Annotated in this window: 6 protein-coding genes; all 6 read left to right on the top strand. The window is 54.7% G+C overall.

Features of this window, described 5'->3' with window-relative positions:
- Positions 1 to 6 precede the first annotated feature (6 nt).
- Positions 7 to 1,995 (top strand): hypothetical protein, encoded by a 1,989-nt coding sequence (locus IOB61_RS12800; RefSeq protein ID WP_290817329.1) that lies wholly within the window; start codon positions 7 to 9, stop codon positions 1,993 to 1,995.
- Entirely contained in the window at positions 1,970 to 2,392 is a 423-nt protein-coding gene (locus IOB61_RS12795; RefSeq protein ID WP_290817328.1) for a hypothetical protein, read from the top strand. The genes IOB61_RS12800 and IOB61_RS12795 overlap by 26 nt, the downstream gene beginning before the upstream one ends.
- Positions 2,389 to 3,039, top strand: coding sequence for a hypothetical protein (locus IOB61_RS12790; protein ID WP_290817325.1), 651 nt, complete (start codon positions 2,389 to 2,391; stop codon positions 3,037 to 3,039). Before IOB61_RS12795 ends, IOB61_RS12790 begins: the two co-directional genes overlap by 4 nt.
- Before the next feature lies 1 nt (position 3,040).
- The gene (locus IOB61_RS12785) at positions 3,041 to 3,595 is read left to right on the top strand and encodes a hypothetical protein (RefSeq protein ID WP_290817324.1); all 555 of its coding nucleotides are present in this window, start codon (positions 3,041 to 3,043) and stop codon (positions 3,593 to 3,595) included.
- Complete coding sequence (locus IOB61_RS12780; RefSeq protein ID WP_290817322.1) at positions 3,592 to 4,305, top strand: hypothetical protein; 714 nt, start codon at positions 3,592 to 3,594, stop codon at positions 4,303 to 4,305. The genes IOB61_RS12785 and IOB61_RS12780 overlap by 4 nt, the downstream gene beginning before the upstream one ends.
- A partial coding sequence (locus IOB61_RS12775; protein ID WP_290817320.1) for a PLxRFG domain-containing protein occupies positions 4,302 to 11,248 on the top strand: 6,947 nt, incomplete at its 3' end. The genes IOB61_RS12780 and IOB61_RS12775, both read left to right, overlap by 4 nt.

The following is an 11,248-nucleotide window of genomic DNA, read 5'->3' as shown; positions in this document are numbered from 1 at the left end:
TTGGACATGACGGCTGATGAGCCGATGGAAAAACTTTCAGCCGGATCGGTGATAAAAAAGCCTAGTCTTTTAGATACCGGACCAGGCGGCACGCCCGAAAATGTGGGCGAGCTTCCGACACCAAGCAGCACGCAAACTGTATCGCGCGCATGGGAAGCCCCGCAAGTTACTTCCGATGGCTTGGTCTACAAGCCACCCGTCTATGACAACCCAAACCTTCAGTACGAGCGCAATGAGGCTGAACCAGTCGGTAGCCCGTGGCAGTTTAAGGACGTTCTGACCGATGGCCGTATCGATATGGCCGAACGTGCGCGCCGTGTTGCGCCCAATTCGTATCTTGACGTTAATGGCAACGTCAACATTCGAGGCGTAGGCACGACGCCAGAATGGACGTCAGAAATGGGGCGTTTCCGGTATGTTCCCGGAACGGCAGAAAATGCGGCATTAGGCGGCGGGCTTTCTAACTCAATAGAAGCCCCCGTAAAAAGAGATCCAAACACAAATCTCCCTATCAACGCCAGCACCGGTCTACCAGTCGGCACACAACCCGGCCCCCCCGCGCTCCCAGCGCCAACAAACTTCCGTGGCCGAACGATTACAGGCGCATCCGGCCAACTCCGTCAGGTTCGCGCCGATGGCGCAATCCTAGACGCACAGGGCAACCCACAGGGCGACGGCACAGGCAATCTGTTGAACTTAGGTGAAGACGGCACAATCACCGCCGGCGGAAAGCCTTGGGGCTACGTTCAAGCCAACGGACAGGTTCGCCAAGGACTTCGACCAGCCGCAGGCCAAGCTGATCCGAAAATGGGCACCGGGCAAGACTTCCGCGGTCGCACCATCATTGGTTTATCTGGTGTTCCCCGTCAGGTCGATCAACAAGGCCGCATCCTGACAAGCGCAAGCGGCGGGTATCAGTTGGCCGAAGACGGCAGCGAGCTAATCGTCGGACAAGATGGGAAGATCACCGCAGGCGGGAAACAGTGGGGCTATCTGGACGCGCAGGGCAAGGTGTCAAAAGGCGCCGCTCCCGGCAGCAATACTCCCGGCCCCAGCACTTCCATTGCCACCCAATCTGGCCTAATTTCACCGGAAATGCTGGTGGAAAACCGTATCGCCAATTTGATGCGTTCCGGCAACCCGCTTCTCGAACAAGCTCTGACCCGCGCCAAACAGATTGCCAACGAGCGCGGCACGTTGAACTCCTCAATGGCCGCACAGGCCGGCACGGAAGCCATGCTTTCCGCCTCTCGCGAGATCGCAACGCAAGACGCCAACACGTTCAAAGACGCTGCGTTGACTGAGTACAAAGCCAGAATCGAACAGATCATGCAGGATAAAAGTCTGTCGTCGGCGGAGAGAGAGAGCGCCTTGCAACGTGCATTCCAGAAAAGCGAAGGCGCTTTGAATCGAACGTCGGCGGAGAAAGAGAATGCTTTACAACGGGCATTCCAGCAAAGCGAAGGCGCTTTGAATCGAACAGCGGATGTAGATGCGCGAGAGTTTCAAGCCAGAATCCAACAGATCATGCAGGATAAAAGTCTGTCGTCGGCAGAGAGAGAGAACGCCTTGCAACGTGAATTCCAGAAAAGCGAAGGCGCAGCACAACGCCTATTCCAAGGCGACATGACGCGGGAAGGCTGGCGGCTAGACTCTGAGAAAGACACGCTTAACTACCAGCGCAACATTGCCAACTTTGAGCGACAAATCGCCGCAACGAAAGACGAAGGCGACCGCAATTTCTTCCGTACCATGCAGCAAAACTACAACCAGTCGATTCTGGCGTTGCAGCTCGACCCCAATATGACGCCGGAACAACGCTCTGCACAGATCGCCGCGATGAATTCTATTTTTGCAGGCTTCACTTACAACGGCGCATTCTTGAACATGGTGAAACCTGCCGGTCAAACGACAACAGGAACCGGCGAGAACACGGGAACATCGGGTGGCGGATCGGGTGGCGGATCGGGTGGTACGGATAGCGACAAGAAGTGACCTTGACCGCCTAGTAGAGCTAGGCTGGCAGGCGCACGCAGCATCGAACAATCAGCACCTTCCAATCTCGGAGGACGTATGGCGCAAAACCATCAGCGCCATGATGCTGCGGCCATGGGAAAACATCGTGCTGATTTCAGACGATGGGTTTTTACTTGGGACGCTTGCGGAATACCCCTACGCCGCAGCTAAATATGCCATAGATGTGGCTTTCTACGCGCAAGGTTCTGGCCGGTCGCTACTGAAACACTTTCAAGCGTGGGCGAGGCGCAAGGGCGCAAAGGAAGTGGTTATCGTTAACTCGTTCGGCCAAAGCCGGACAGACAAATTTTTACAAGCAGCCGGGATGCAAAACGTCGGCGGAATGTATGTGCTGCGACTAGGAGAAGAGTTATGAGCAAGGCAATAAAGAGTGTTGGCAACGCAGTAACAAAAGTGTTCAAAACTGTTACCAACACCGTAAAAAAAGTCACCAAATCGAATGTCGGCAAAGCCTTGTTAGGCGCAGCCGCTATCTACTTTACCGGCGGTCTTGCCGCTGGTTCTTTTGCGCCGTCAGCGGTCGGCGCACAGTTAACCTCATGGGTAAGTACAGGGGCGAACGCAGTAGGGAACTTTGCAAACTCATTGTTTGGTGGAGGTGGCGCAGCCGCAGCCGGAACTACGGCAACATCGGCAGCCACGGGGGCAACCACAGCCGCATCGGGACTAGGCGCAGCAGGGACAGAGGCAATATTTGCAGCCGGTGCGCCGAGTACGTTGGGATCGGTTGCAGCAGCCGCAGCACCAGCAGCGCCAGCCGCTGTCGCTAATCCGTCCATCTTCTCGCAAGCCTTGACCGGATTTAGCAAGCTCCCGGCAACAACACAGTTTATGGTCGGTAACGCAGCAATGCAAGGGTTTGGCGCAGTCGCGCAAGCGCGCCAGCAGCAGGCGATGATAGACGAGCAGCGCCGTCAAGAGGAAGCCAGAAAGGGCAACTACACGCCGGTTGCATTGGAGCCTTACCGTCCACAGTCTATTTATTCGAGAGTCGGGGGGTAGCATGCAAGCCGGGATGAAAATGGAGTCACCAAGCGAAGAGGCAATGGAGCCAAATCAATCGCCCGAAGATATGCCCAACGTCTCACCAGAAGAGCAAGGGGTCTACGACAAACTCTCCGTCGTTTGCCTGGACATGGTGTATGGCGAGAAATATCGAGACTCATTGATCAAGGTGCTGATTGGCGGTAAGGCTGATATGGTGAAGACCATCGGCATGCTCGCCGCCAATATCGTCAAGGCGGCAGTATCAGCTATGGGCGATGAAGTCGATCCAGAAATTATCTTGCAAGTTGCCGCAAACGAATTGATACCGGCCATTGTTGAGCTTGCGGAAATGGCGAAGTTGACCAACAACGCCGAGCAGTTGACCCAAGATGCGCTGTTTGAAGGCGTCAAGCTTTTCGGCGAGCGCGAGATACAAGATGGCAAAGTCACGCCTGAAACGATGGCCGAGGCCAAAGATTTGATGATGCGGGGGCAGACACCTTGGAAGCCCAATCGTAAACAACGCCGCGAAATGAAGCGTCGCGGGATTATGGAGAAGGTGCAGGCATGAGTCTCTTTTCGACATTCGCTCTCGGTGCCGCGCAGGGTGCCGCACAGGGGTTAGTACAGGGTGCAGTATCGCGCATGCAGATGGATATGGACGAGGCAAAAGCCAAAATCCAAGAGGCGCGTGATCGAACAATGATGGAGATGCAGCAAAAATTCCAACGTGAAAGGGCCGCTGATAACCAGATGTTCCAAGTCACGCGGGAAGACGAAAACCGCCGCTTCCAAGAGCAACAAGCAAGCGAAGCTCGTAACTATCAGGCGATTGAGCGCGAAAACGACCGCTCTTATCAGTCGGGTGAGAAAGAGAAAGACCGGACGCATTCAAGCAGACTCAACCGCGAGAACATCGAAGCTGGAAAATACCAGTCGAAAGCCAACCTTGCTTCTCGTCTCATTACCGGCAACGACGGTTCGCTGTATACGATGGATGAAAACAACGTCGCCCAGCCAGTCCGTACGTCCGACGGTTCACAAATCCGTTCCGCTAAAAATCTGTCAGAAACGGACAAAATGGAGCTGACCAGCATCCGCAGCCAGATCCAAGCTCTGATGAGAAATCAGCCAATGGGCAAAAAAGGCAAGGAAGACTATGACCGCCAGTTGCAAGAACTCCGCAGCGCAGAAGCGCGATTAACCGGACGTTCACCAGCATCCGCCGCACCGTCATCGACCGATGATTTCTTGAACTCCGTGCTGGGAGCAAAGAGATGATCACTTGGCAACAAGTTGTCACCTCGCCACGATTCCAGAAACTTTCCGAACCAGAAAAGCGCAAAGTCCAACAGAGTTTCTTTGACCAGTACGTTGCACCGGTCGCAGCCGAGAATGGCTACGATCTTGAACAGGTCGGAAAACAGTTCAATGAGCGTGCGACTTCGCTTTGGTACACGCCGCCGGAGCCGGTCGAAGTCAACAACGCTTTCGAGCCTGCCGCTGATAGCGGTTCAACATCCGCACCAGCCGCGCCTAAACGCACATGGACAGAAGCCGCGACCGACTTGCCAAAAGACATCACCGCTGGCACGCTGGAAATGGCCGCTGGTGTCGCTGGTCTTGGCCGTCGCCTACTTGCCATGCGCGAAGACCGCAACAACCAAGCAATGCGCGAGGAATACGGCACAACTACGCCTCTGGCAACATCTGCGTTGGTCGAATCGAAGCCGGGCGCATTCGAGGCCGCCGCCAAGGGCACGGCAGACGTTATCCGTGAAGGCCAGTCCGATAAACGCCAATGGCAGCGTCAACAGTTACAAGACGCACCAGGCGCACTAGAAGCCGCCTCGTTCCTAATTTCCAACCCGACCGCACTGGTCAGCCTTGCCGCAGAGTCAGCGACCAGCATGTTTGCCGCTGGCGGTTTAGGCGGAGCGTTGGCCAAGGGCGCCTCAATGGCTGGCGCATCACAAGCCGCAACCAGCACGCTTGCCAAAATTGGCGCGATGGTGGGCGAAGGTGCATTATCCGCCGGAACGCTCGGTAACGATATTGAAGACCTGCTAAACAAGCAAGGCATCACCGACCCGGCATTACGCAAGTCGGCAATAGATATCGCAAACACCGCTGGCGTGGTCACCGGCTACCTCGGACGGATCGGATCCGGTGTCGAAGTCATGCCCTTTATGCGCGAGTCAATCAAGGAGTCGTTACTCAAAGCCATACCAAAGGCGATGAGCAAAGAAGCCGCAGAGGAATTTGTACAGTCTTACAGCGAGACAGTCGCCAAGAACCTCGCACTTGGGCAAGCTGGCGCGACCGACGAATCAGGCAAGGCAATCACCAACCTCACACAAGACGCGACCAAACAAGGTGTAATCGGCGCAATGGCCGGTGCCGCGTCCGGCGGCGCAATGCCGGTCATCTCCAGCGGATTAGATCGTCTTCAACCAACCAATCCCATTCCCGGCGAAACCGGGCAGCCAGACCAAATCCCACCACTGGCACCAACTCCCAATACCCCCCCTGTATTAACTCCCCAAGCCGCCGCGCAAGAGATTCTGAGTCAACCATCAGCCTCGACCGTTCCGCTGACTGGCGACCTCAAGGCCGACCTCGACGCGATCAACAACGCGCCAGTCACGCCGCTGGAATCCCTTGCCGCCGCATTCAAAACGGCCAAACTCAATCCCATTGAAGATGTCGGACTCTCCGAGGTTCCCAATGCAACCGAAAATGCAGCCCAGCCAATACCCGTTTCAACTTTTGCCAGACCCGCCGGGATCCAGGCCGATAATCTGGTCAACGCCGGAAATAATGCGCCTGCTCGGATTGACCCCGCCACGGTTGAAATTCTTGCCACCGCCCCCGCCGTTGAAGGAAGTCCACTTCCAGCCAATCAAACGCAAGCGGGGCAGGCCGCGCAAGGAGCCACGGACAACGCACGTCCCCTGGAGTCAGCGAGCCAGAATCAGCCGATAGCAAACTCATTTAACGACGGGGCTTTCCAAGCAATTTTGCCTGAAAACGCACAGCCAGCGCAGGGTTTAGACGAAAAACAAAAAAATACAACTAAGGAAAAATTCAAGTCTGATATCGTCGCCATTGCAGAAAAGGCGCGATTGCAGGCCGCACAAGATGGTGCAGCCGCATTTGAAAGCGGTGCGGAACGTCAACTACCGGAAAAATACGCGAGTCGATTTAGTTCACCCGCAGGCCAAGCGAGAGGGAAGGCATGGTTCCAAGGATGGGATCAGGCAAATGCCGAGAAATTGGCGGTGGGGCGGAATGTTGCAGCCGGGAATGCCGGGGCTAATCCTGTCGCAGTTGATGGGGCAGAAACTAAGACAAATGGAACACCGAGCGTTACTCTGAGCGTTACACCGAGCGTTACACCGAGCGTTACTCCGAGCGTTGAACAGACAAGCAATGTCGCCGGACGGCAAGACGTTTCAGATAGCCCGACCGCCGTACAAGTTCAATTCCGCGACTACCAAACCAAGACCGGAATAAAGCAGTTCGACAATAAAGGCAAAGCGCAAGAGTATCTTGAAAAGAACCTTCCACTAACCAAAGGCGGGAAAAACAGCCTTGTTGGGTTCAAGCCGCGTCAGGATGGCAAGAAGTGGGTACTGTCCAAAGTTGTCAAACCGAAGTCCGAAGCCCAACTCAAAGCCCAAGCGCAGCAGAAGATAGATTCCGTCACCCCATACCCCGCGCGCGATAACCTTTGGACCGCCATTGCGAAGCTAGGCGGGTTGAATAAAAAAGAAGCCGTTTCAACCTGGGACTCCGACCCTAGGCAATACCGGGCCTCTCATGTTTGGAATCGCCCCGTTCTTAGCGCAGTCTATGTTGACAAAGACGACCAACAGCGCGGACTTTCGTTGGACGACATGGGCCAAAAATTGGCCGAGCTAGGCTATCTACCAAAAGACGAAAACGGCAAATACGACCTCGCGGATTTTGAAGAAGCCTTTAAAAATGGTGACGAGCACTACACACCAACGGGGCATGAGCGCCGCGCCGCACTATCTGAGGATGCCCGGTATCAGGAAGAAGCAGCGAAGTACCGCGAATCTGCCACCGATGCTGTTGAAGAAACGCCAGAAGCCGAAAACCTTGATGCCGACACCCTGGACGCCGCCATTGAAATGGCTGACGATTTGGCGGATGATGTGTTCCTTGGAAGAGGCAACATGACCGAAATCGATGCCATGCGCGCACTCGGTTTCACCGATGAGGAAATCAATGAAACTACAACAGCATACAATCAAGCGCGTCAAAGCGAGGCTAGAGAAACTACCGATCGAGAAGCGCCTGCCAGCCCTGAAAGCGGCGCTGGCACTAGCGAAGAAAGCCCGACAGAAGTAACCCCACAGACTCCCGCCGATGCGGGAGTTTCTACTTACAGCAACCAATTCACGAATGACGAAGACCGCGCCGATGCTGTTGAACCCACCCCCATGCAAGCCGCAGCCTTACGCGCTGCGGAAGCCATGCGTGTTGCCGCTGATGCGTTTACTATAGCAGCGCAGACACCAGAGCAGTTAGCTGAAATCGAAGCCAAAAAGAAAGCCGCCGAGGAAGCAAAGGCAAAAGCCGACCGCGAAGCCGCCGAGAAAGAAGCCAAAGATAACGAGCGCAAGACCGTACAGAGACGCATGGAAGGCGCTAACGCGGACTTCCAGCTAGGGCAGTCTGCCGAGGAAAATTTGAGTGGGCAACGAGGGATGTTTGACACTATTCTTCCCGCAAAATTGTTTCCTCGATTTGAGTTTCCGGCAGGCAAAGCCTACCCCGCCACGGCGATGGAAGATGCCAAGCGCATCTTAGGGATCAACGGTCGTTTCCCGATTAAGAGCGCAGACCTTGAACTAAACAACCCAGCGCGCATTGACCCCGCAACAGGGGTGATTGAATTTGACCCCAAGCAGATGGACTCCAGAAGCCATGCGGCACAAGCCGCTGCCGAGGAAATCCTGCACGCGATTGACCTTGTTGCGCCCAACACCACAATCAGCTCGACCAGTAAACGGTTGGGAATTGGCGGGGACATTCGCGCAGAGCTGACCAATCATTTCAATGAAAATGGAGAGTACAGAAATTGGCTTGATTACCCATTTCTCTTCCGCATAGACCTATCGGAAGACCGAATCAAAGCAGAACTTTTCGCGCGCATGGGTGTGGCGTACAATGGCGATCCTGACCTACTCAAACTCCACCTACCAAAAACCTACGAGGCGTTTCATGGACTATTCAACCTTATCCGAGAAAGCGGTAGTAGTGATGCGTACTTACGCAGATCGCTTCCCCAATTCGATGTCGCGCGAATCTTTTCTCGGAACCGGCAAACAGATGGCCAACGGCTGGCTAGACCCGGCGAAGATACTGGAAACGCTGGGGGACGGGACGAAGGAAGTGGACTGGAAAAGTTCTATCAAAGACTGGCGGACATATTCGACGGACGGCCAACAGGCCGCGTAGTCTCTCTCGGGACAATGAACACACAGACGCCCTCAAATGAGGGCGTTTTGTTTTCTAGGGGCCAATCCCCCCAATCCCTCGACCCCACCGACGCGAAAGCCGCCGTCGAAGTCATCAAATCAGAGTGGAAGAACGCCCCCAAGATCAACGTATGGGAATCGTTTGACCAAGCCCCTGCCGGACTACGCGACGAGATTGAACGCGCTGGCGCCCAAGATGCACGGGGCGCATGGCATGGCGGCGAGATCCACCTATTCCCGCAGAACATCCCGAACCTAGCCGTGCTTGAACGCACCCTTGTTCACGAATCCCGCCATGCCGGACTAGACGGAGTATTTGGCCGCGACCTGAATCCGGTGCTGATGAATCTGTACTTGAAGAACGCCGAGCTTCGCAGGGAAGTGAACGCGCTCCAAAAGAAAACCGGATTGAACACGGTCAACCAGATCAACGAAGTCTTAGCCGACAAATCCCTCGACTACGCCCAAAAACTATCCGGCTGGAAGCAAGTGGTCGGGAAGATGAAAGAGTGGTTCGAGAAGAACGGCTTTACCCGCCTTGCGGCAATGCTAGACGGGCCAACAGCCGACGAACTGGTGAAAGACGTTCTATACCAAGCCGAAGAATTTATCCGGTCTGGAAAGAAGTCTACGACGCTGACGGGTGGGGCGATGTTCTCGATGGGCACCACAAATCGGGTATACAATAGCAGCCGTGAAGACCTATCCAACTTCAACCGCTACGACGCTGCTAACGACAAACCCTCGCAAGCGTTACGTGACGCAATCAAAAAATTTGAAAAAGAAGCCCCCGGCTTTCAAATTGACCCGCTTGGTAACAGCCGCGTCATTGTCACTAGGCTCAAAAAAGACGACTTAGTTTCTTCTCTAAAAACCCTCAAAGAATTCGGTGACACCAATAATGTTGCAGTTGGCATTAGCTCAAAGACGGCCAACTACACCGATTTTCCAGAGTCAAGCGGTTTTCGTCCCTACATCCAACGTGCTGATGACGAAATAGGCGGACGCGTTTCATACGAGCACGACAGCAATCACTTTGCCAGAATCGTTGGAGTTTACGTTCCGATATCCCTCGAAGGCGAGGTGCGTTTCTCCCGCGCCCGCGACGACGATCTAAAGTCTGCCAACGCCGCAGCAGAGTACGGTATCGCCAAAGTCACCCGCATGGCGCTTGGCCAGAAGATGATCAAGGAGATTGTCAGCAATCCCGGCCAATTCAATGTCATCAACAAAACGCTGAACACCCAACTTCACAAAGCCCTGAAAAACAAGGAATTTGGCAAAGTGTTTTGGGCGGGTCAGCAGTTTATGGAGGACGTTTCGCAGCTTGCTTCCCAGGCCGCCGAACTGGCCCCCGAAATCCTGCCGAACTACGGCAACATCAAGAATCTTGGCATGGCTTTGCGCGATACCGTAAACCCGCTGAAATCTCGCCAGCGGAACAAGGACATTAAAGCTGCCGGTGCTGCGATATTCGACGGTACCATGGAAGGCGGTGGGAACCCGCTGGAAGGCCGGATATTCACAGACAAGGAGTTATCCGACGCCAAACTCACGCCAGAGGCGATTACATTCTACAAACAGGCAAGACAGGTTATTGATAAGTCTCTCGATGACCTTTCAATGTCGGAAGTCGTGAGAATGCTTGGGGAGCGCGTGAAGATCGAACCGGCGATGATGGAATTTTTGAAGTCGAATCCAAACCAATTCCGGGCTGGACTCTTGGACGCCATAGCCACGGCGAGAGAAAACGCCGCGCCAGAAATGGTGCCGGGCTGGAAAGACATCGAGAAGCGTGCCCAAGAAACATTCCAGCACGCCGACGCCCTAAAAGCGGCTGGTTACGCACCGTTGATGCGTTTCGGGAAATACTTTGTGACCGTGCGGGACGAAGGCGAGACAATCTACCGCGCCCACTATGAAAACCGTCTCGACCTGAATGCGGCAATGGCAGAACTCAAGGCTAAGTATCCGCGCTCAGAAGTCTCAAAAGGCACCATCAGCGAAGAAGACTTTAAGTTGATGAAGGGCATGACGCCAGAAACGATCATGCTCTTCGCTGAAAAACTAGGCCTTCCGATGGATATGCAAAAGGCCGCGCAGCAATATTACCGTGAGGCGGTATCGGCCAGAAGCGCCATGAAACGCCGGATTGAGCGTAAGGGTATTGCCGGTTACTCCGACGACCTACCGCGAGTCCTTGCCGGGTTTGTGACCTCGAACGCACGCAGAGCGGCGGCAAACTACAACATGCCGATTATCAAAGGCGCAATCGACAACATCGACCAAGACGCCGGCGACATCCGCGACGAAGCGATGGGAATGGTCGAACAGATCGAAAGCCCGACGGAAGACGCCGCAGCACTCAGAGGCTTGATGTATGCCTACTTCATCGGCGGATCAATGGCCTCTGCGATAGTGAACATGACACAACCCCTGACAATGACGCTGCCGTATCTTGGCCAATGGGGTAACGCTAAAGCCTCTGCCGCGCTGGTCAAGGCTCTTCGCACCAGCAGCAAACTTCCGCAGAACCTTAAAGACGCCCTAAAACTGGCCAACGAGAAAGGTATCACCGACCCGCAGGAAGTCTACTATCTGTACCAAGAGACTATTCGCGGGATATCGAGCAACCGGACATTCCAAAAAGGCGCGGGCTTGTGGTCGGCAATGTTCTCCATTGCTGAGAACCTGAACCGTCGCACGACGTTCCT

Origin of the sequence: Aquidulcibacter sp., from assembly GCF_020253525.1 — a bacterium.
In the GTDB taxonomy this organism is placed as follows: Bacteria; Pseudomonadota; Alphaproteobacteria; order Caulobacterales; family Aquidulcibacteraceae; genus Aquidulcibacter.
The sequence above is the reverse complement of the archived record's forward strand: the minus strand, read 5'-3'. Positions and strand labels throughout refer to the sequence as shown.